General features: G+C 63.7%; 20 protein-coding genes and 1 pseudogene. 8 read left to right on the forward strand and 13 right to left on the reverse strand.

Annotation, left to right across the window (positions count from 1 at the left end; genetic code table 11):
- Positions 1-12: 12 nt before the first annotated feature.
- The 7 genes from QCE64_RS21125 to QCE64_RS21155 are packed head-to-tail and all read right to left on the reverse strand — an operon-like array spanning position 13 to position 6614.
- A complete protein-coding gene (locus QCE64_RS21125; protein WP_309923235.1) occupies positions 13-408 on the reverse strand; it encodes a RidA family protein in 396 nt (131 codons plus the stop codon).
- A complete protein-coding gene (locus tag QCE64_RS21130; RefSeq protein WP_309818371.1) occupies positions 405-854 on the reverse strand; it encodes a thioesterase family protein in 450 nt (149 codons plus the stop codon). Before QCE64_RS21130 ends, QCE64_RS21125 begins: the two co-directional genes overlap by 4 nt.
- Positions 851-2032 (reverse strand): acyl-CoA dehydrogenase family protein, encoded by a 1182-nt coding sequence (locus QCE64_RS21135; RefSeq protein ID WP_310006052.1) that lies wholly within the window; start codon positions 2030-2032, stop codon positions 851-853. The genes QCE64_RS21130 and QCE64_RS21135 overlap by 4 nt, the downstream gene beginning before the upstream one ends.
- 1 nt (position 2033) lies before the next feature.
- On the reverse strand, positions 2034-2885 hold the full coding sequence (locus tag QCE64_RS21140; protein WP_309933047.1) for an enoyl-CoA hydratase family protein: 852 nt from the start codon (positions 2883-2885) through the stop codon (positions 2034-2036).
- Positions 2886-2896: 11 nt separating this feature from the next.
- Positions 2897-3457: a MarR family transcriptional regulator gene (locus QCE64_RS21145; RefSeq protein WP_309923241.1), complete on the reverse strand. Its 561-nt coding sequence runs from the start codon at positions 3455-3457 to the stop codon at positions 2897-2899.
- Positions 3454-4227 carry an SDR family NAD(P)-dependent oxidoreductase gene (locus QCE64_RS21150; RefSeq protein WP_310006054.1) on the reverse strand — a complete coding sequence of 258 codons (774 nt, stop codon included), beginning with the start codon at positions 4225-4227 and terminating at the stop codon, positions 3454-3456. Before QCE64_RS21150 ends, QCE64_RS21145 begins: the two co-directional genes overlap by 4 nt.
- Before the next feature lie 2 nt (positions 4228-4229).
- The gene (locus QCE64_RS21155; protein ID WP_310006056.1) at positions 4230-6614 is read right to left on the reverse strand and encodes a bifunctional salicylyl-CoA 5-hydroxylase/oxidoreductase; all 2385 of its coding nucleotides are present in this window, start codon (positions 6612-6614) and stop codon (positions 4230-4232) included.
- 126 nt (positions 6615-6740) lie between these two features.
- Between QCE64_RS21155 and QCE64_RS21160 the strand changes: the two genes are divergently transcribed.
- Complete coding sequence (locus tag QCE64_RS21160; protein ID WP_310006058.1) at positions 6741-8726, forward strand: phospholipase D-like domain-containing protein; 1986 nt, start codon at positions 6741-6743, stop codon at positions 8724-8726.
- 15 nt (positions 8727-8741) lie between these two features.
- On the opposite strand, the gene QCE64_RS21165 is transcribed toward QCE64_RS21160, so the two are convergent.
- The 3 genes from QCE64_RS21165 to QCE64_RS21175 form a co-directional block, all read right to left on the reverse strand.
- Positions 8742-9212 carry a VOC family protein gene (locus QCE64_RS21165; RefSeq protein ID WP_310006060.1) on the reverse strand — a complete coding sequence of 157 codons (471 nt, stop codon included), beginning with the start codon at positions 9210-9212 and terminating at the stop codon, positions 8742-8744.
- An 81-nt stretch (positions 9213-9293) separates the two neighbouring features.
- Positions 9294-11570, reverse strand: a complete 2277-nt coding sequence (locus tag QCE64_RS21170; protein WP_310006062.1) for a multicopper oxidase domain-containing protein — start codon at positions 11568-11570, stop codon at positions 9294-9296.
- A 199-nt stretch (positions 11571-11769) separates the two neighbouring features.
- Positions 11770-12000, reverse strand: a complete 231-nt coding sequence (locus QCE64_RS21175; protein WP_309923254.1) for a hypothetical protein — start codon at positions 11998-12000, stop codon at positions 11770-11772.
- A 268-nt stretch (positions 12001-12268) separates the two neighbouring features.
- Here QCE64_RS21175 and QCE64_RS21180 point away from each other — a divergent pair, with 268 nt between their 5' ends.
- Positions 12269-14131 carry a hybrid sensor histidine kinase/response regulator gene (locus tag QCE64_RS21180; protein WP_309933059.1) on the forward strand — a complete coding sequence of 621 codons (1863 nt, stop codon included), beginning with the start codon at positions 12269-12271 and terminating at the stop codon, positions 14129-14131.
- Here QCE64_RS21180 and QCE64_RS21185 read toward each other — a convergent pair.
- Entirely contained in the window at positions 14103-14807 is a 705-nt protein-coding gene (locus tag QCE64_RS21185) for a response regulator transcription factor (protein ID WP_309923257.1), read from the reverse strand. The genes QCE64_RS21180 and QCE64_RS21185 overlap by 29 nt on opposite strands.
- 211 nt (positions 14808-15018) lie before the next feature.
- Between QCE64_RS21185 and QCE64_RS21190 the strand changes: the two genes are divergently transcribed.
- The 6 genes and pseudogenes from QCE64_RS21190 to QCE64_RS21215 all read left to right on the forward strand — a co-directional run bounded on the left by QCE64_RS21190 (position 15019) and on the right by QCE64_RS21215 (position 20044).
- A complete protein-coding gene (locus QCE64_RS21190) occupies positions 15019-15978 on the forward strand; it encodes a 4-hydroxyproline epimerase (protein ID WP_310006064.1) in 960 nt (319 codons plus the stop codon).
- A 2-nt stretch (positions 15979-15980) separates the two neighbouring features.
- Positions 15981-17183 (forward strand): FAD-dependent oxidoreductase, encoded by a 1203-nt coding sequence (locus QCE64_RS21195; protein WP_309934163.1) that lies wholly within the window; start codon positions 15981-15983, stop codon positions 17181-17183.
- Positions 17176-17445 carry a 2Fe-2S iron-sulfur cluster-binding protein gene (locus QCE64_RS21200; RefSeq protein WP_309933062.1) on the forward strand — a complete coding sequence of 90 codons (270 nt, stop codon included), beginning with the start codon at positions 17176-17178 and terminating at the stop codon, positions 17443-17445. Before QCE64_RS21195 ends, QCE64_RS21200 begins: the two co-directional genes overlap by 8 nt.
- A complete protein-coding gene (locus tag QCE64_RS21205; protein ID WP_309933064.1) occupies positions 17442-18701 on the forward strand; it encodes an FAD-dependent oxidoreductase in 1260 nt (419 codons plus the stop codon). The genes QCE64_RS21200 and QCE64_RS21205 overlap by 4 nt, the downstream gene beginning before the upstream one ends.
- 24 nt (positions 18702-18725) lie before the next feature.
- Positions 18726-18998, forward strand: a pseudogene (locus tag QCE64_RS21210) (helix-turn-helix domain-containing protein); the annotation flags it as partial.
- Between the two features lie 101 nt (positions 18999-19099).
- Entirely contained in the window at positions 19100-20044 is a 945-nt protein-coding gene (locus tag QCE64_RS21215; protein WP_310006066.1) for a dihydrodipicolinate synthase family protein, read from the forward strand.
- A gap of 39 nt (positions 20045-20083) precedes the next feature.
- On the opposite strand, the gene QCE64_RS21220 is transcribed toward QCE64_RS21215, so the two are convergent.
- Together QCE64_RS21220 and QCE64_RS21225 are read right to left on the reverse strand one after the other, a co-directional pair.
- Complete coding sequence (locus QCE64_RS21220) at positions 20084-20641, reverse strand: carboxymuconolactone decarboxylase family protein (RefSeq protein WP_310007323.1); 558 nt, start codon at positions 20639-20641, stop codon at positions 20084-20086.
- 37 nt (positions 20642-20678) lie between these two features.
- Complete coding sequence (locus QCE64_RS21225) at positions 20679-22025, reverse strand: MFS transporter (RefSeq protein ID WP_310006068.1); 1347 nt, start codon at positions 22023-22025, stop codon at positions 20679-20681.
- Between the last annotated feature and the right edge of the window lie 26 nt (positions 22026-22051).

Below are 22051 nucleotides of genomic sequence, written 5' to 3' on the forward strand. Positions count from 1 at the left end.
GGCGCGCTCCGTTCAGTCGGGAATGACAGCCGTTGCTTCGATTTCCACCAGCGCATCGTCTTCGATCAGCGCGACGACCTGCACGGCGCTCATCGCGATGTCGTAGTCGCCGATATGCTCGCGAAACGCCGCACCGATCTCCTTCGCCGCCGCGAGATACGCGCGCTTGTCGGTCACGTACCAGGTCATGCGCACGATGTGGTCCGGCTTGCCGCCTGCCTCGCGCAGCACGGCCGCCACGTTGCGCAGCGCCTGCGCGGCCTGCGCGCCGAACTCGCGGCTGACGAAGCGCGCCTGTTCGTCCCAGCCAATCTGGCCGGCGATGTACACCTGCGTGCCACGCACCGCGACGCCGTTCGCATAGCCGCGCGGCTTGATCCAGCCCGGAGGCAGAAGCGTTTTCTTCATGTGTCCGATTCCTCCTGCAAGGCGCGGCTCGTGCCCGGCGCGAACTGTTCGATGGCGCGGGCGATGTCGCCGGGAATGTCGATTGAACGGCCATCGTCGAGCGAGGTCGTCACGAGAACCTGTCTGGAGCGGAAGCGCACTTCGCCGTTGCACTGGCACACGATCCCGATGCGCACCGAACGCTGCCCCACCGAATCGACACTCAGCGAGAGCGTCACGGTTTCGCCGAGACGGCTGGGACGCGAGAATTCGCAGTTGAGCTTGACGATGGGCAGCCCGACGCGGCGCACCGAAATCATGTGCGCATACTCGATGCCGAGCGCGTCGTCGAACCAGTCTTCGACCAGCGCATTCGTCATCACGAGGTATTGCGGAAAGTAGACGATGCCGGCCGGATCGCAGTGCGCGAAGCGGATGCGTACCGGCATCTCGAAGGTGGGTGTCATCGCGTGCTGTCTCCCTTCACCTTCAGCAGATCGCGCCCGACAATCAGTTGCTGGACCTCGGTGGCGCCCTCATAGATGCGCAGCGCGCGAATCTCGCGATACAGCGACTCCACTGCCATGCCGCGCTTCACGCCGAGCCCGCCCCACAGTTGCACGGCTGCGTCGATGACCTGCTGCGCGCCTTCGGTCGCATGCCATTTCGCCATGGCGGCTTCGCGCGTGACGCGTTCGCCCTGATCGCGCAGCCAGGCCGCGCGATAGACGAGCAGCGCGCTGGTATCGATGGTCAACGCCATCTGCGCGAGTTTCGCCTGCGTCAGCTGGAAGTCGCCGAGGGTCTGGCCGAACATCTGGCGTGATGTTGCGCGCGCCAGACCTTCTTGCAGCGCACGCCGCGCAAAGCCCAGCGACGCTGCCGCGACCGAGGTGCGGAAGATGTCGAGCGTGCGCATCGCCAGCCTGAAGCCTTCGCCAGGCGCGCCGAGCATCTGGTTGCGCGGCACGTTCAGCGCGTTGAAACGCAGCCGCGCGAGCGGATGCGGCGCGATCACGTCGATGCGCTCGGCAATCTCGAGCCCGTCGGTGTCTGCATCGACGATGAACGCGCTGATGCCTCGCGCACCCGGCGCTTCGCCTGTACGCGCGAACACCACATAGAAATCCGCGATACCGCCGTTCGAAATCCAGGTCTTCTCGCCGTTCAGCACGTAGGTGTCGCCATCGGCGTGAGCTTGCAGCGACATCGCGGCTACGTCCGAGCCGGCTTCGGGCTCCGACAGCGCGAACGCCGCCAGCGCCGTGCCGGCTGCAACGCGCGGCAAGTAGCGTTGCTTCTGTGCATCGGTGCCGGCGAGCGTGATGGCGCCCGAGCCGAGCCCTTGCATCGCGAACGCGAAATCCGCCAGACCGTCGTGCTTCGCGAACGTTTCGCGCAGCAGACAGACGGCGCGCGTATCGATGGCATCGCCCGACGCGCCGTAAGCGGTGCCGCCGATGCAGTGCCTCAACCAGCCCGCCTCGCCGAGCATGCGCGCAAGCTGCTTGCAGGCGGTGTCAGGATCGGCGTGATCGATGTGCTTCAGATGCGCCGATGCCCATGCATCGGCCTCGCAAGCCAGCTTACGATGACGGTCCTCGAAAAACGGCCACGCGAGCGCGCTGTGCGGATCGACGGTCAATTCAGTCTCCTTCGAACACGGGGCGGGACTTGGCGGCGAAGGCGCGGTAGGCGCGCTCGAAGTCGCGCGTGCTCATGCAGATGGCCTGTGCCTGTGCTTCGGCTTCGATCGCTTCGTCGATGCCCATGTTCCATTCCTGATGCAGCATCTTCTTCGTGATGCCGTGAGCGAAGGTCGGTCCCGCGACCAGATCCGCGGCGAGGCGTGCGGCTTCATCGCGCAGGGAATCCGGTTCGCACAGGCGGTTGTAGAACCCCCAGGCATGTGCTTCCTCGCCCGACGCCGAGCGGCCTGTGAACAGCAGTTCCGACGCGCGCCCCTGCCCGATGATGCGCGGCAGGATCGAACACGCGCCCATGTCGCAGCCCGCAAGCCCGACGCGCGTGAACAGAAACGCAAGCTTGCTGCGCGCGGTGCCGAGCCGCAGATCCGATGCCATCGCGAGAATGGCGCCCGCGCCCGCGCAGACGCCGTCCACCGCTGCGATCACCGGTTGCGGGCAATGGCGCATGGCCTTGACGAGATCACCGGTCATGCGCGTGAAGAGCAGCAGCTCGGGCATCGGCAGATCGATCAGCGGCGCGATGATGTCATGCACGTCGCCGCCGGAGCAGAAGTTCTCGCCCGCGCCCTGGATCACGACGGCATGCACGTCCGTCGCATACGCCAACTGGCGAAACAGGTCGCGCAGCTCGGCATACGATTCGAAGGTCAACGGATTCTTGCGTTCGGGCCGGTTCAGCGTGATCGTCCCGACACCGCCCGCCACGCACCACAGGACATGTTGCGCGCGATACCCCGCGAGTTCGATGCGGTTGCCGGCGAGAAGCGCTGCGGCGGCGGATGAGCTCATCGATCGCTCCTTCATTCCTTGAATGTCTTCAACAGATGCTGCTTGAGTTTGCCGAGGCGCTGATGCGTCTGCGACTTCTCGTTCAGTTCGAGTCCGCCAAACATCTCGACGACCCATTGCTCGTGAGCGGCAGCCATCTTGTCGAACGATGCGCGGCCTTGCGGCGTGAGGCGAACGCTGATCGAACGGCGGTCGTCGGGATCGGCGTAGCGCGACACGAGCCCTTCCTTTTCGAGCTGATCCGTGATGCCCGTCACGTTGCCGCCCGTGACCATCATGCGGCGCGACAACTCGGTCATCCTGAGCCCTTGCGGATGCCGTTCGAGCTGCGCCATCAGATCGAAGCGCGGCAGCGTGGTGTCGAACTCGGCGCGCAGGCGCTTGCGCAGTTCGGCCTGGACGAGGTTGGTCGTGGTCAGCATGCGCAGCCACAGACGCAGGCCCATGTGGCTGTCCGCGCCAGTGCTCATTTCGAGATCGACGACATTGTCCGCCGGCTTTTCGACGCCCTTGCGCGGGGCTTTTGCGTCGCCGGCGGCGGGCGCTTTTCGGTTGCGTGCGGCTTGCGTCACGTGACTTCTCCACCGGAAACGGAAATGGACTGGCCGTTCATCGAAGCCGATGCGGGCGCGCAGAGCCACAGCACGGCACTGGCGACTTCCTCGGGCTGGATGAAACGGCGTTGCGGATTGTTGCGCATGAGCGCTTCGCGTGCGTCCTGCTCGCTGCGCGAGGTCTTCGACATGATCTGGTCGAGCGATGAACGCAGTAACTCTGTCTCCGTATAGCCGGGACAGACGGCGTTGACCGTGACGCCCTTTGTCGCGACTTCGGCGGCCAGCGCGCGCGTCAGGCCGATGACGCCGTGCTTCGCGGCGCAATAGGCGGCGACGTAGGCATAGCCGGTCTGCCCGGCCGTGCTCGCGACGTTGACGATGCGGCCGAAGCCGCGTTCGAGCATCGATGGCAGCACGGCGCGGGTACAGAGAAACACGCCTGTGAGGTTCACGTCGAGCATGCGTTGCCACAATGCGGCATCGGTTTGCGCGAAGGGTGCGGCCTGGGCATGGCCCGCGTTGTTGACGAGCACATCGACCGGGCCATGGCGTTCCACGGCACGCGCGAAGGCAGCGGCGACTGCGGCTTCATCGGTCACGTCTACCGGCACGCAGGCTGCGTCCGCGTAACTGCGCATTGCATCGCGTTGCGCTTCCAGGCGCGCAAGGTCGCGGCCCATCAACGTGATGCGCGCACCGGCTTGCGCCAGCGCTTCCGCGCATGCAGCGCCTATGCCGCTGCCGCCACCGGTTATCACCGCATGTTTGCCGTTCAGAGAGAACATGATCAGACGCTTCCTTCGGCGCGTTGTGCGCGTTCTTGCGGACTGAGACTCGCATGCTCGGCGGCGCTGGCACGCTCGCGCTCCAGATTGCGTTCGAGTTGCGATTTCGCGGCGGCATATTGGCGAGGCCACGCGATATCGAAATAGCCGATCTTCGCGGCTTCGGTCAGCGTCCACGATGGATTGGCGAGATGCGGGCGCGCCACCGCGCACAGGTCGGCGCGTCCGGCAGCGATGATGCTGTTGACGTGATCCGCCTCGGAGATCGCGCCCACGGCCATCGTGGCGATGCCTGCCTCGTTGCGGATGCGGTCGGCGAAGGGCGTCTGGAACATGCGCCCGTACACCGGCTTTTCGTCCTTGCTGACCTGGCCCGACGAGACGTCGATCATGTCGGCGCCCGCCGCCTTGAATGCGCGTGCGATCTGCACGGCATCGTCGGGAGTCGTGCCGCCATCGACCCAGTCGTGCGCCGAAATGCGGACTGACATCGGCTTGTCCTGCGGCCAGACGACGCGCATCGCGCTGAAGACCTGCAACGGGTAGCGCAAGCGGTTCTCGAGCGAGCCGCCGTATTCATCGGTGCGACGGTTCGTGAGCGGCGACAGAAAGCTCGACAGGAAATAGCCATGCGCGCAATGCAGTTCGAGCCAGTCGAAGCCCGCTTCATCGGCCATGCGGGTGGCGCGCACGAATTGCGCCTCGATCTCGCGCAGGTCGTCGTGCGAGGCTTCGCGCGACCACTGGCTCACGTCGCGCAGATACTGCTGCGGCGATGCGGAGACGAGCGGCCAGTTGCCGTCCGGAAGCGGTTGATCGATGCCTTCCCAGGCCAATCGCGTCGATGCCTTCGCGCCCGCATGACCGAGCTGCATGCCGATCTTCGCGTCCGACTGCGCATGCACGAACGCGACGATGCGCCGCCACGCCGCAAGCTGCCCGGACGTGTACATGCCGGGGCATCCCGGCGTGATGCGAGCCTCCGCTGACACGCAAGTCATCTCCGTCATCACGAGCGCGGCGCCGCCCATGGCGCGCGCGCCGAGATGCATCAGGTGATAGTCGCCCGCGATGCCATCGACGGCGGAATACTGCGCCATCGGCGATACGACAATGCGGTTCTTCAGCGTGACGCCGCGCAGCGTGAAGGGCGTGAACATCGGCGGGACGGCGCGCTGGTTCGTGTCGCGCACGATGCCCGAGCGTTCCGCGAGCCAGTGTTCGAACGACGCGAGATAGCGCGCGTCGCGTTCGCGCAGGTTTTCGTGCGAGATGCGTTGCGAGCGGGTCAGCAGCGAGTAAGCGAATTGCTCCGGCTCGAACGACGCGTAGCGGTCCACGTTTTCGAACCATTCAGTCGAATTGCGCGCGGCGTTCTGGATGCGCAGGACATCCACGCTGCGGACTCGGGTGTAGTGATCGAGCGCGCCTTCGAGATCGCCGTCACGCCTGGCGAACGCGGTGTCGATGCTGTTCGCCAGTTCGATTGCATCTTCCAGCGCGAGCTTCGTGCCCGAGCCGATGGAAAAATGCGCGGTGTGCGCGGCATCGCCCATCAGGACGACGGGTGTGCGCTCGCCGTTCGCGTCCTCTCGCCAGTGAACCCACTCGCGATTCACGACGCGCGGGAAGCGTATCCACTGCGCGGAACCGCGCAGATGCGATGCGTTGGAAATCAGCGGATGGCCGTCGAGATAGCGGGCAAAGAGCTTCTCGCAGAACGCGATGCCTTCCTCCTTGCTCATGTCGGCAAGGCCTGCCGCGCGCCAGACGCGTTCCGGGGCTTCGACGATGAAGGTCGAGGTGTTGTCGTCGAAGCGATACGCATGCGCCTGGAACCAGCCCCATTCGGTCTTTTCGAACGCGAACGTGAAGGCGTCGAAGCATTTGTTCGTGCCGAGCCAGACGAATCGGCAGTCGCGCAGGTCGATATCCGGCTGATACGTGGCGGCGTATTTCTGCCGGATCGCGCTGTTGGCGCCGTCGCAGGCAATGATGAGATCGGCTTCGTAGTCTTCGTCGTTCACGACGTGCGTTTCGAAGACGAGCTTGACGCCGAGTGCTTCACAACGCGTCTGCAGGATATTGAGCAGACGTTTCCTTCCGATGCCGCAAAAGCCGTGACCCGACGAACGGACCGTGCTGCCGTTAATATGGACTTCGATGTCGTCCCAGTGATTGAAGGCACCGAGAATGGCTTCGGCGCTGGGAGCGTCGGCGGCGCGCAGATTGCCCAGGGTTTGATCGGAGAAGACGACGCCCCAGCCGAAGGTGTCGTAAGGGCGGTTGCGCTCGACCACGATGACCTCGCTGGCGGGATGCCGGCGCTTCATCAACAAGCCGAAGTAAAGCCCAGCCGGGCCGCCGCCGATGCAGACAATGCGCATGCCGGGTTCTCCAGTTCGCGTTTGCTCGTGGAGATAATTTAGAGTCGAATAGTTTAGATGTCAAGTAAATCGAGTTGCGAGCGACCGTTGCGGATCCTCTCGAGGAGAGCGTTGCAGGCGTGTCCCTTGGGTTATCGCGAAGGCGCGTGCCGGGGAACAGATGACTTGTGCGCCGATGCCAACGAAGTGATCCAATGCACTGCGGTGGAGACTTGCATCAAACCCATGCAGCGCCTATACAGAGATATCGTTCCGGAATGCGTGGCTGTGAGAACGATAGGGCGCGTTCTGCAGATGGATGTCGCCGATGAGATGGACGCCGGATGTCACCGGAACCAACCCAACACACCTGTCGACATGACCAAAGTCTTCAATGCGTCAGCCGCGGATAGCGGGCTGAGTGTCAAGGCTTACTCGGGCGACCATTGCGTTCTGCTCGCATTCAGTCTGGCCGATGACCTGACTGAACGCCTGGCGGGATTCGCCATTCAACGCTCATCTTCGGCGAATGAACATTGGACATGGCTCGGCAACCGTCTGAATTTTGCAGGCGCCTATACCGATCCGGACGTATCGCACGATCACAAATTCTTCCCTTCCAATACGGCGCCGTTTCAGAAGTTCTGGTGGATCGACTTTCCGCCGGAAGACTCGAAAGGAAGTCTGCGTTATGAGGTCATCGTCAGACGTTTCAAGGACGGCAATGATGACACGTCGATCGAACTGGTCGATGATCAGCGCGTCAAGCTCGAAATAGAAGTGGCTCCGTTCCGGAGCGGTCTGATCGAAGTGGCTTTCACGCGCGGTTATCTGTCATCCCAGGCCTACGCGGACAAGTTTCACAATGCGCCCTTTCAGCGCCGGCAGAGCAAGGGAAAATGGAATTTTGCCACCGGCCCGTTCATCGAACAGTGGACCTGGCTTGGCGGACATGCACGTCAGGCGATTATCGACTTTCTGAACGACTGTCATACCGACACGACATGCACGCTCGATGCATGCGTCTATGACCTGAACGAGCCTGACATGATCAATGCGTTCGCGTCGCTAGCGCAAGCCGGACGCTTACGCCTGCTTGCCGACGATGCCAGACTTCACAGTCCAAAGTCCGCACACGGGCAGGCGTTCGAATTCATCCGCAACTCAGCGGAAGCGGAGCATCAAGCCAATTTCAAGCGTGGCAAGTTCGGGCGCTTTCAACATAACAAGGTGTTGATCAAACGGGATGCGTCCGGGCAGGCGATACGAGTGCTGAGCGGGTCGACGAATTTCTCGGTCACCGGACTGTATGTCAACGCAAATCATGTTGTCGTGTTTGACGCCAGGGCGGTAGCCGCGAAATACGCAGCGGCGTTCCAGGCAGCATTCGACACCGGAATGGACGCCTCCGCGTTCCAGAAAGCCGACATCGCGCGCAGCGAGTTCAATATCGATGACGCCAGCTTACCTGCGATCGCGCTGTCCTTCGCGCCACACGCGCATCCGACGTCTTCATTGGAGTCGCTTCTGTCTGCCTTGAAGGACGCCGAGAGTTCCGTTATCTTCGCCGTGATGGAACTCGGCGGAACGAGCAAGGTGCTGGAAACACTGCGTGAGCTACACAACTCGCACACCGTTTTCTCGTACGGCATCTCCGATAACGTCGAAGCCGCCGACAATACGGTGAATGGAACGACAGTCTATACGCCTGATCGGGGTGGCGAGCTTGTCTATTCGAAGGAGAACCCCGAGAAGTTTCCGCCGCCGTTCAACGCCGAGCTTGAGGTGCGCAACGCCGTGGCCCACATTGTTCATCACAAGTTCGTGGTGGTCGACTTCAACGGCGCTCATCCCGTTGTGTTTGGCGGTTCATCGAATTTGGCCGAGCTTGGAGAAGAGCTGAACGGCGACAACTTGTTCGCGATTCATGACAAAGCGATTGCCACCGTTTTCGCCATCGAAGGTTTGCGTCTGGTGGATCACTATGCGTTCGCGGCGGCGCTCAAGCGCGCCGAGGCGGGTGGAAAAGCCCCTGCGCCCTTGTGCCTGAAGAAGAACAGCGAAAGATGGTATGCCTCGTACTATCAAGAGGGCAGCATCCGGCAAACGGAGCGTTTGCTCTTCACCCGCTGACACGCACTCTCGTGCTCAGTCCAGCCGTTCCCGCGTAACCAGCCCGCTCGCCGCATCCCACTCTTTCGGCGTCATCCTCTTCACCAGCACGCCGATCGTCCAGATATGCCCTTCCGGATCTTTGGCACGATAGGTCCGCTCGCCGTAGAACTGCGTCTCCGGCTCCGCAACGATAAGGGCGCCTGCTGAACGGGCGTGTTCGCAATGCGCGTCCACGTCCTCGCCCTCCGCGAGTTGCACATGGACCGACTGCGTGTTCTTGCCGTCGATGGAACGCGGGCTGCGATGATCGTCGCTCCATTCCCGGCCGATCATGACAACCGAGTCGCCGAAGGTCAGCTCGCCGTGGACGAATTCGTCACTGGCGTCGAGGATCACGAAGAGCGGCTCGAATCCGAATGCCGCTTCGAGAAAGCGAAAGCCGAGTTTCGGATCGCGGTAGGACACCGCGCTCGACAAACCTTTGAGGCGATAGAGTTCATTCATGTCGCTGCTCCCGGGTGAGGGTTGAATGAAAAGCGTGAACGCCTGCTCATTCTATGCCTCACGGCCGGGGCGCTTCGCCGGTCAACGCCGTGCGTAATCCCTTGCGGAACACAACGATGAGGCGAGGGCGAGCTTCGTTTCATCCTCGCCACGAAGACGCGCGAGCCAGCGGTTCGCGTCCTTCGACATCGCCGTGATGGGGCTCGTCAGACGTTGCAGCATGGCTTGCCCTTTGGTGACCACCTGCACGTTTTCCATCATGCCGCGGTCTTCATGATCGAGGATATGGCAATGCATGACGAACTCGCCCGTGTAATCCTCGTAGACGGTGCGCATGGTGAGCGTATAGCCCGCCTTGATGAACAGCGTGTCACGCACCACGCCCTTGAGATGGCAATACTCGGTATCGGTGCCTTCTCCGGAGTTGCAGTCGCCGTTCGCATCGAAGATGGACGTCGTGCCGTTCTTGATGTCCATGATCTTGAACTTGTTGATATGGATGTGGAACATGTGCGGAGCAAAAGGCGACGCCGTGATGTTCCATTCATCGGTCGTGCCGAGTGTACCCGTTACGGGAATGCTGGCGGGATCATAGCCTGCGCCATTGATGGTGAAGCCCGTCGGAAGCGTGATGTCGAACGTCGCATTGTTCACCTGTTCGATCGGACCATCCACTTCGGCGGTCGGCGCAAAGGCGGTCAATTGCAGCGAATTCAACTGGCTCTTGACCGTGGACGGCAGGAGCGGATTGGCCGCGACAAGCTGATTGCGGATATAGACCCAGTACTTCGAGTGACTGCCTTCCGTCGTGTTCGGGATATTCACGCCGGGACCGACCCGCGCGAGCGACAACAAGCGCCGATCCTTGACCTTGGTCGCGGTCGGGCGGAAGTTGATGGTCTGCGAACTGGGCGCGGCTTCATCGAGAACGCAATAAAGTCCCGGCGATGGAAACGCCACGAGCACGTCGCTGCGATAGCCGGGATTCATCGCGTTGACGTCTTTTTCCAGCATGTTCGTCATCGTGATGCCGTCTTCGGCGAATTCCAGCTGCTTGACGACCTCACCGCTGCACACCTGATCGAGCGTGATGGTTTGCGATGCCTTGGTGCGCGAGTTGGAGAGTGCGTTGGCGGCCGTGTTGGTGGCGGCGTTGACTTGTGCCGCGCTCAGCGAAGTCGAGTCCGCCACACCGAGCACCGCGAGGTTCGCACGCACGATCTTCACGTTGATCGTGTCGCGATTGCCGCCATGCACCATGCGGAAGCGGCGCACCTCACCCGCCGGCACGAAGGTCAGCGCACTCGGAAAGACCGGCTGCACCACGCCGTTGATCTGCGTGTAATGCCCCGAGACGATCCACGATGAATTGGCGCCGGGTGGCTGGCCCACGCGCGTATCGAAGATAAAGCCGAGTTGATTGTTATAGCCGCGAATCTGCCCGATCTTGCCCGCCGGGCAGGTCCACTCGCCGGTCGTGGGATCGAGCAGGGGCGTGGTGGAGGTGGCATCGGAGAAGCACGCGTACTCGATCTGCTGGAACAGCAAGACATGTTCACGCAGCGGCAGCGGGAGCAGACGGCGCTTGAGTATCGTGTCGATATCCGCGCTGCCCGCCTGGGTGCTGCGCGCCTGCCGCGAGCCGCGCACGATCAGCACGCCGGCCATGCCGCTCGATACGTCGATTGCCGTCGAGCCATGCAGGTGCGCGTGATACCAGAACGTCCCCGACGGATGATCGGAAGGAATCTTGTACACGTACTTGTGCTGATACGCGCCCAGCGCAGGGTTGGCCTGGACATCGGCTTTCGGATGGACCGTGAGCAGCACGTTGTCGGCGGGGTCCATCGGCGAGACATGCAGGCCGTGCGTGTGGATGTTCGTGTCGTTGAAGCAATGCGGCGTGATGTGCTCGATGCCCGGAATGGTGCTCGCCGGGCAGGTATCGGTCGGATTTTTCGGAAGGTTGTTCGTGAAGTTGAGCGTGAGCGTCGACCCGGTCTTGATGCTGATGGTCGGTCCCACCGGACAGCCGTTGTACGAGCGCATGTTCACCGTATCGAATGCGTTCGTGGACGGGTTGTAAAGCTGATACGTCGCCATTTGCGCCGTCAGGGAAACGCTTGCGGTGTTGCCGGATGGATTCAGCCCCGCTGCGCATTGCAGACGCTGGATAATCGAAGCGAGTCCGTTCGAAGTGGATACGACCGTGTTGTCGGCCGTGCTGTCGGCGGTATCGTCGACATCGGTGAATGAACGTGCGTTCAGGTTAGCCTGGGCGAAACATAACCCAGGCATCACCGCAAGCGCGAAGATCAGAGCGTGGCATGCCTTGACCATCGATGGAATGGCTTTCATAACCTTCTCTCCTCGTTGCGATTCATTGCGATCGCTCATCCGCGCAAAGGGAGATTAGGTAATTACAAAATCGGTCGCGCGGCTATCGATTCTCTAACGTGGGGTAACGCACATAGCATTTTCAGGCACCGGAACGTGGCCATGTTTTCACTTTTTTAGTGCCATCTTCCTTGCGCGTGCGTTGTCCTCATCAAGCTTCTCAACTACCACCCCGGTAAATCTCGCGCATCTCCGCAGCCTGGGCGCTGTTCTGGAAGTCGGCCTGTTCGCGCATGACCTGCTCGCGCGTGAGGGGAGCGGGCGTGTCGGATTGCATGGATGTTGCCGTCGAGGGGGCGGGCTGATCCGTCGCGGACTGGGCCAGGCACGACCCTGCCGTGACCGTTGCCACCAGTGCGATACCGGCGGCGATGATTCGATTGCATTGCATGATGTTCTCCCGGGACGTTTGCTTCGTCAGCCTGATTGGCCCGTGCCGATCAGGTGCTGTGAAGTGTCGGTCGATGCCGTCATGCTTTAAAGACACACAGGTAGGCGTATCGAGTTTCCGGGAAAGAAAGATGTAGATATCCGCAATCAGGAAAGCTCGTTCGGATCGCTACATGTGTATATGTCCCTTCGAATCGCATGCTGCTATTCTGATTTGATCGGCATGCAGCAGCATTCGCGGACAGTGGAATTTCTGACCGGGCATCGTCATGAAATCGTCAGGTTTCGGGGTGCGCAAGTTCAGATCGGCGGCTCAGGAACGGGCGTTCAGGAAAGACTATGCGCGCCGTTTCTCTGCGCAGCGTCTGTTGGCCATTGCCATCTTTACCGCGTTGTGGATTCTGTTTTCCGTCATCGATTCGCGACGCCTCGACGTGCTCGATCCCGCGCATCTGCACCATGCCGAAATCCTGCTGTTGAGGACAGGCGGCGCAATCGGCATGCTGATTCCCGTCGTGCTCTGGACGCCGCGCGCACTCGACGAACGCTGGGCTGTCGGCTTGCTGAGTCTCTGGACATTCAGCAGCTGGTTTTCCGTCGTGCGCTTGCTGGAGATCTATGTCGGCAACTTTCCGTGGCGTGAAGCCTATTCGATCCTGACGCTTACGCTGTTCATGGTCTTCACGGCTTTCAGGCTTCGCGCGATCACGGCAGCGTGGCTCATAGGAACCTGTGTCGCGGCCTATCTGCTGATGCTGCTTTTCGCGCCTCCCGACGAGAAGCCCGGCTGGCATCCCGAGGCAGCGCTGGGTCACGGCGTGGTCATCGTCATGACTTATGTGATCGGCGTGATCGTGAGCATTCCGCTCGAACGCGCGGCACGGCGCGAATTCATCTATCGGCGTAACCTGCGCGCGGCCCGGGCGCGTGTCGAAGCGGCCTCGCGCGCGGTCAACGAGCAGAATCAGCGCATGCAGGCGTTGCTCAAGGAAAAGGAGCGGTTCTTCTCAGCGGCCTATCACGACATCCAGCAGCCGCTCGCCGCAATCAATCTCTTCATACGCAGTGCGCGAGCCCGGATCAAGGACGGAGAGGCGGCAGAGCGGGATCTCGCGGTGGTGGAGGAAACAGCTTCCGACATTCTCGGCATGTTCAAGGACATCCAGGACTACAGCGAGCTGGGGATGTATGTGCCGCGACTGACGCCTGTCAGCACGCACGACCTGCTGACCGAAGTGGTCGAACAATTCCGCGAGGCGGCGCGTTTGCAGGGAATCGGCCTTGCAATCAGCGCGCGCCGGCAGCATCCGCCCTTCATCGAAACCGACCGCCTGCTGTTCAAGCGCGCCCTGTCGAATCTGGTGTCGAACGCAATCAAGAACACGAAGTCAGGCGGCGTCGTGCTCGGCTGGGTACGGCTCGGCGACCGGCTGCGCATCGATGTGCGCGACACGGGAATCGGCATCGCGCAGGTGCATCGCGAGGCGATCTTTGCCGAGTATTTCCAGATCAACAATCCGGGTCGCGACCGCTCGAAGGGACTGGGGCTGGGGTTGTCGATCGTGCAGCGTGTAATCCGCATCCTGCCGGGACATGAGATGAGCTTCGCCTCGGTGGAAGGGCGCGGGTCGCGCTTCTCGCTCTACGCAAAAATATCCGAAGCGAAGCCCGCGGCGTGCGCGAGCGAGACGGCCATCCCAGCCAACGCGCCCGATCTCGACGGCCTCTACGTGCTGCTGTGCGACGACGAACCCGCCGTGCTCGAAGGTCTGCGGCGTCTGCTGTCGAGCGCGGGCGCACGCGTGGATGCGGCCGAATCGATGGCGGGCTTCGAAGCCATCCTCGCCGATGACTCCCGCATCCCCGATCTCATCGTGACCGATATCCGCCTGCGCGACGGCGTCACCGGCACGGACGTGGCGCAGCGGATCCGTCGGCACTTCGCATGGACGGGCACGATCCCCGTTGCGTTCATCACCGGCGAACTGCTGTCCGATCACGTCCTCCAGGACTTCCCGCAACCGTTCCTGCTGTTGCGCAAGTCGTCCGCGCCTGCGGCTCTGCTGGCGTCGATCAGCGAATACGTCACGGCCCGGCGGCGGGTCAATGTCGATCTGGCGAAGGATGCGTGACCGGCGGCACGCCGAGCGTGATGCCCTTGTCGGCCATCATGACGATGAGTTCGGTCCGTCGCCGCACGTCGAAGTGCGCCAGCAGGTGGCTGATGTACTTGCGCACCGTGATGTCTTCGAGTCCCATCTTCGCGGCAATGGCCTTCGACGGCAGACCGCGTACGAGCCATGCAAGCGTTTCGAATTCCCTGGGCGTGAGTCCGAAACCTGGCGCGTCCCACGGCGCGTGTGCTTCCTGCACTGGCGGCTCCGGCTCCTGACCGGCTTCGAACGCGCGTCTCATGCCGGCGATGCTCACAGCCGGCAGGAACACGCCCCCTGAAAGCACGGCGCCGATCGCGGCATGCAGCGCCGAAGGCGAGGACGACTTCGGCACATAACCCATCGCGCGCAGTTCGATGCAGCGGCTGACCGTCTCCACGCGTTCATCGGCGGAGATCACGACCACGGGCAAGGCAGGCCGCGCGTCCTTCAGGCGGACGAGGCCCTCGCAGCCGTGGCCGTCAGGCAGTTCGAGATCGAGGAAGACGATGTCCGGATGATCCTGCGTCGCGAGCTGCATGCCTTGCGCCAGGGTGCTGGCATGCAGCAGCTCCACATCGGGAAAGCGCTCCGTGACGAGCAATGCGAGCCCGGCTCTGAAGAGTGCGTGATCGTCGATGAGCAATACGCGCATCGCATCGTCTCCCGTTCACACGTGCGAGTTATCCCGAAGCTCAAAGCATGGTACACGCGCTTGGCGGTGCCGGCAGGACGATGTGCTGGTCCATGCCGCATGCAGATCGGGACCAGGACGTCGCTGGTCCGCCGCCGCTGTGCCGAAATCGTTATCGGCGCGGGTGTGTTCGACCAAGACCGCGCAGTGGCCCTTGCTTATGATTTTCGCCATGAAAACACTCTCTCATATCGACATCGTCGATTCGCATACCGGCGGCGAACCCACGCGCCTCGTGCTCTCCGGCGGTCCCGATCTCGGCCGGGGGCCGCTCGCAGAACGGCTCGCGATCTTCCAGCGCGACTTCGACCGCGTGCGCGAAGCGGTCGTCAACGAGCCGCGCGGCTCGGACGTGATGGTCGGCGCGCTGCTGTGCGAACCGCACGATCTCTCGTGTTCGGCGGGCGTGATCTTCTTCAACAACGTCGGCTATCTCGGCATGTGCGGTCACGGGACCATCGGCCTGATTGCCTCGCTCGCGCATCTCGGCAGGATCGCGCCGGGCATGCACCGGATCGAGACGCCGGTGGGCGTGGTCGAAGCCGAACTGCACGACGACGCCAGCGTGACCGTGCGCAACGTGCCCGCGTATCGCTATCGGGCCGACGTGGCGCTCGATGTGCCGGGCGTCGGGCGCGTGCATGGCGACATCGCGTGGGGCGGCAACTGGTTCTTCCTCGTCGCCGATCATGGCCAGGCGCTCGATTACGCACGCGTGGAAGCGCTCACCGACGTCACGTGGGCCATCCGTGCCGCGCTCGAAGCGAACGGCGTGACGGGCGCAGACGGAGCGGTCATCGACCACATCGAACTGTTCGCGGATTCGCCCACGCCCGGCATCGACAGCCGCAATTTCGTGCTCTGTCCCGGCAAGGCCTACGACCGTTCGCCCTGCGGCACGGGCACGAGCGCCAAGATCGCGTGCCTCGCGGCGGACGGGCTGCTCGCGCCGGGCGTGTCGTGGCGGCAGGAGAGCATTGTCGGCAGCGTGTTCGAGGCAAGTCATGAGCGCGACGACACGCTCGCGCCGGGCTTCATCCGGCCCAGCATTCGCGGCACCGCGCACGTGAACGCCGAAGCGCGGCTGATTTTCTCGAACGACGATCCGTTCGCATGGGGCATCCGCACATGACCATGAGTGCCGGGTCGGGGCTTCGGCATCCGGATGTGATCGTGGTGGGCGCGGGCATTGTCGGGGCGGCGTGCGCGCATGAACTCGCGCTGCAGGGCGCGAATGTGCTGGTGCTGGATCGCGCGGGCATCGGCGGCGGCGTGACGGCGGCGGGTATGGGCCACGTCGTGGTCATGGACGATACGCCGGCCGAGTTTGCGCTCTCTTCGTGGTCGCGGCGCTTGTGGCTCGATCTCGCGCCGCGCCTCGATGCGCGTCAGGCGTTCGTGCGTTGCGGCACTGTCTGGGTGGCCGCCGACGACGAGGAATACGACCTCGCCGCGGAACGCCGGGATGCGTTGATGCGTCAGGGTATCGCGTGCGAGATGCTCGACGCACGGCAGTTGCGCGACGCGGAGCCGTTTTTGCGGGACGGCTTGCGCGGCGGCATGATCGTCCCCGACGATGCCGTGGTCTACGCGCCCTCGGCGGCCGCGTGGCTGCTGGGCAATGTATCGGACATGGGCGCGTCGTCGGGGCATGGAAGCATTGCTTGCCGGACTGGCGCGCAGGTCGCGCGGCTTACTGGCGAAGGCGTGATGCTCGCCGATGGCGAACAGCTTCGCGCGGGCGCAGTGCTGCTTGCCAACGGCCTGCAGGCCACGGAACTGCTGCCCGATCTGCCGATGCAGGCCAAGAAAGGGCATCTGCTCATCACCGACCGCTATCCCGGCACCATCCGCCATCAGATTCTCGAACTGGGCTACATCAAGAGCGCGCACAACACGACGGGCACCTCAGTGGCGTTCAATGTGCAGCCGCGTCCGACCGGGCAGTTGCTGATCGGTTCGTCGCGACAGTTCGACAGCGTCGATCCGGCCATCGAGCCGGCCATTCTGGCGCGCATGCTGCGGCGCGCAAGCGAGTATCTGCCGCAACTGGCGACGCTCAACGCGATCCGCGCGTGGACCGGTTTCCGGCCCGCCACAAGCGACGGTCTGCCGCTGATCGGTCCGGCGGATGGTGCGCAGACCGTGCCGCTGTGGCTCGCGACGGGTCATGAAGGGCTCGGCGTGACGACCGCGCTCGGGACCGCGAAGCTGATTGCCGCGCAGATGACGGGCGCGCAGGCAGACGTGGCGATCGATGCGACGCCTTTCCTGCCGTCGCGCTTCGGCGATACGCGTTCCGTGCAAGGGGTCAGCGAGGGAGTCGCGCATGTCTGAAACGCAGTTGGCGGTGCTCATCGACGGACATCGTGTCAGCGTCGCGCGCGGCAGTTCGGTCGCGGCGGCGGTGGCGCTTGCGGCCGGCGGCGCGAATGCGGTCACGCGACGCTCGGTGAGCGGCGCGGCGCGGGGTCCGCTGTGCGGCATGGGCGTATGCCAGGAATGCCGGGTCACGATCGACGGCGTGCGGCACAGACTCGCCTGTCAGACGGTGTGCGCACAGGACATGTCGATCGAGACGGGACTCTCACGGAAATGAAGTACGACATTCTGGTTGTCGGCGCGGGGCCGGCGGGATTGCAGGCGGCACGTGTAGCGGCCGAGGCGGGCGCGAAGATCGCGCTCGTCGATGACAATGCGTTGCCCGGCGGCCAGATCTGGCGGCAGGGACCGAACCATCCCGCGAAGGGCGCGGCGCGAACGGCCATCGATACGCTCACGCGCTCCGGCAACGTCACGCATCTCGGCGGGACTCGCGTGGTGCAGGGATTGCCCGAGCGACAGCTTCTCGTCGAGGATGCATCGAGCGGCTACCGGATCGGCTATGAAAAGCTGATCGTGGCTACCGGCGCACGCGAGCGCTTTCTGCCGTATCCCGGCTGGACGCTGCCGGGCGTGACGGGCGCGGGCGGATTGCAGGCACTCATCAAGGGCGGCGTGCCGGTGCAGGGCGAGCGGATCGTGATTGCCGGAACCGGACCGTTGCTCTGGGCAGCGGCAGTGACCGCGCGGGAGCAGGGCGCGCAGGTGGCGGCCATTGTCGAGCAAGCCGCTCCGGGTGACGTGAGACGCTTCGCCATGGGGCTGGCAGGCACGCCTGCGAAGCTCGTCCAGGCGTTGCGCATGCGCTTCGATCTGCGCGCGACACCTTATTACTGCGGCGCTCACGTTGCTGAAGCGGAAGGCCAGTCACACATCACGCACGCGCGCATTCGGCGTGGCAATGAAGACATAAGAATCGCATGCGACCGGCTTGCGTGCGCATACGGTCTGGTGCCGAACACGCAGACCGGACTGGCGCTCGGTTGCGAACTGATGACCACGATGGACGGCACGACTGCCTTGCAGGTCGACGAATGGCAGGCGAGCTCGGTGCCGCATGTCCTTGCGGCAGGCGAATGCACGGGCGTGGGCGGCATGGAGCTCGCCGCACTCGAAGGCCGGATCGCGGCGCATGCGGCGCTCGATCAGCGCGACCACGCGCAAGCACTGTTCGGTCAGCGCGCACGCTACCGGCGTTTCGCTCGACGCCTGCACGAAGCCTTCGCGCTCGATCCGTCACTGCGCGCACTCGCGGCTCCCGACACGATCCTGTGCCGTTGCGAGGACGTCCGCTTCGGCGAGGCGGCGCAGTATCGGACGTGGCGGGACGCGAAGTTGCAGACACGCTGCGGCATGGGTCCGTGCCAGGGCCGGATCTGCGGCGAGGCCGCTGCGTTCTGCTTCGGCTGGGGACCGGAAGGACAGCGTCCGCCGTTCTCGCCCGCGCGCATCGAGACCTTGCTCGAAGCATGATGCGTGCGATGACCGAAGGCATAATCGCCGCGCCAGATGCTGCTGAAGACCCGGCTCGATGCCGCGTCGCGACTGCTTGCCAGCGACGACAGCATCACCGGCGTCGCCACGCAGTGCGGCTATAACGACCACAGCGCCTTCACGCGTCAGTTCAAGGCGACGGTGGGCATCACGCCGAGTCAGTACCGCGCGCTGCCGCGCACCGCCGAGCGTCGCCAGGGGCCACGAAGGCCACGCGCCACTGTGCCGATTTCGTCTTTTCGTGGCGCGAATGCACGCAAGCCGCAGGCCTTTTGATTGGCGATACTTCAGATCATGGCCGAGGGCATGAAGCCGCCGCCGAAACGTCACGCAGGCACGCCCTCCATGCAGAATCATTCAACGTCCAGAGGAAGCACATGAGCAAGAACATTTTCACGGGTGCCATTCCGGCGCTCATGACGCCGTGCACGGCCGAGCGCACGCCCGACTACGACGCACTCGTCGCTAAAGGGCGCGAGCTCGTCGGCCTGGGCATGAATGCCGTCGTCTACTGCGGCTCGATGGGCGACTGGCCGCTCCTGACCGAAGCGCAGCGCCAGGAAGGCGTGGCGCGCCTCGTGGCCGCCGGTGTGCCGACCATCGTCGGCACGGGCGCGGTGAACTCGAAGGAAGCGGTGTCGCATGCGGCTCACGCAGCCAAGGTCGGCGCACACGGCCTGATGGTGATTCCGCGCGTGCTGTCGCGCGGCGCATCGGCGGCTGCGCAGAAGGCGCATTTCTCCGCGATCCTCGAAGCAGCTCCCGCGCTTCCGGCCGTGATCTACAACAGCCCGTACTACGGTTTCGCCACGCGCGCTGACCTGTTCTTCGAACTGCGCGCGAAGTACCCGAATCTGATCGGCTTCAAGGAATTCGGCGGCGCCGCGGACATGCGTTATGCCGCCGAGCACATCACCAGCCAGGACGAAACCGTCACGCTGATGGCAGGCGTCGATACGCAGGTCTTCCATGGCTTCGTCAACTGCGGCGCCACGGGCGCGATCACCGGTATCGGCAACGCGCTGCCGCGTGAAGTGCTGCTGCTGGTGGACCTGTGCGGCAAGGCGGCGAAGGGCGATGTCACCGCGCGTCGCCAGGCGCGCGAACTCGAGGCGGCGCTCGCCGTGCTGTCGTCGTTCGACGAAGGAACCGATCTGGTGCTGTACTACAAGTATCTGATGGTGCTCAACGGCGACAAGGAATACACGCTGCACTTCAACGAAACCGATGTGCTCAGCGAAGCCCAGCGCCGCTATGCCGAGACGCAGTATGAGCTGTTCCGCAAGTGGTTCGCGGGGTGGTCGAAGGAAGTGATCGCCTGACGGGTAGCCCGCCCGCTGCCGAACGATCCCGGCACGGGCTCATTCCGGAAAGGGCAGTTCGACCTGCCCTTGCGCGCGATTTTCAAAGACGTTCAAGGTCATCGCGACCAGCGTGTAGTAACCGAGCAAGCCGGTCAGGTTGACCACGGTCACATGGTCGAACCGCGCGACGGTCCGCTCGTAGGTCTCATCGGACACACGGCGCGTCTCGTTCAATTCCCTTGCGAAGGTGTGGATCAGGCGATCGTCGTCATCGTCGAAGGCCGGAGCCGTTCCCTGGCGAAGCGCTTCGGCTACGTGGGCGGGCAGGCCGGCCTTCAGCGCGATCGGATGGTGAATGTGCCACTCGGCTTGCGAGCGCCAATGCGCCGCCACCTCCAGAATTGCCAGCTCCGAGAGCCGCAACGGCAACCCTGTTTCATAACGGCAGAATGCGCCGAGCCGCTGCGCGTGGCTGGCCAGCGCCGGACTGTGGATCCAGCTCAGGAAAGGACCATCCAGATTGCCGCGCGGACCGTTCTCGATCTCGTCGAGAACGGCGCGCTGTGTTTCGCTGGCGGCGGTCCGGTCGAACGCGGGAAGACGTTTGCTTGTCATGGAGCGGTTTTCCTTTGATGGCCGCACGGACGACGCGTCAGTGCATGGGCTCGCCTTCGAGCCGATGCGTCGGCAATTCGCCGGGCGATGCCGTGCGGCCGGCGGGCAGTGCGAAGCTTGCGATCAAGGCGATGCCGCAGGCCCCGATCACGAAGTAAGCCGGCGCGGCGAGCGAGCCGGTTTCGCGAATCAGCATGGTCGCCAGCAAGGGCGCGAAGCCGCTGAACACGAGCACCGACGCGTTATACGAGAGCGCGATGCCGCTGAATCGTACCTGGGTGGGAAACTGGTCGGCAAGCACGGACGCCCAGGTTCCGCTGGCGAGCGAGAACACCACGCCTGCGAGCACGAACAACACCATCAGGTTGACCGTGTGGCCGACGAGCGCCTGATAGAACGGATAGCTCAAGAGCACAAGCAGCGCGGCCGAGGCACGCAGGAGATGGCGGCGCGGCACCTTGTCTCCCAGCCAGCCGGCGGCGAGCAGCCCGAACGAGCTGACGATCAGATAGGCATTCTGCGCGAGCGCCGCGGTCTTCGGCGCATAGTGAAGCTGCTGCACCAGATAGGCCGGCATGTGTCCGTACAGGATGCCGTTGACGCCGGCCATCACCGCGATGGTGAGCGCCGCGGCCGTGACCGCCTTGCCGTGATGCCGCAAGGTTTCGCGAAACGGCTGCCGGTTCACGGCGCCATGCATTCTCCTGAACTCGGGTGATTCGTCGAGATTGCGCCGCATCCACCACGAAGCGATCCCGCACACTCCGCCGAACAGGAACGCGACGCGCCAGCCGTACGCTGCTGCATCTGCGCTCGACAGCACCGTCTGGATGACGAGATTGACGATCGTCGCGAGCAGCACGCCCACGTTGACGGCGCAGATGATGATGCCTGCGGCAAGACCAGCCCGTCGCGGCGCGGCCTCCACCGCATAGGTGATGGCGCCGGGCATTTCCCCGCCGACGCAGAAGCCCTGGATCATGCGCAGCACGATCAGCGCGATCGATGCCGTGGTGCCCCAGCTCTGGAAGTTCGGCAACACCCCGAGGCAGAGGGTCGCGGTCGTGACCACGATGATGGAGCCGATGAACACCGGGCGGCGGCCGAAGCGGTCGCCCCAGCTGCTCAGCACGATGCCGCCGAGCGGGCGGATCACATAGCCGATCGCCAGCACGGAAAACGCGGCCAGCATGCTCAGCAGCGCGGACGCGTTCGGGAAGAACTGCGCCGCGATGTGATGGGCGAAGAATCCGTACACAATGAAGTCGTAGAACTCCAGCGAGCCGCCGAGGCTCGCGATGAGGATCATCTTCCACTGCGCGCGCGACAGTCCCGGCGCGGGCGCGCCGCCGGTCTCGCCGATGGGATTGCGGGTTGTCTCCATGATTTCTCCGTAAGACTGGCTTCTGT

This window comes from Caballeronia sp. LZ043 (genome assembly GCF_031451075.1).
Lineage (GTDB): Bacteria > Pseudomonadota > Gammaproteobacteria > Burkholderiales > Burkholderiaceae > Caballeronia.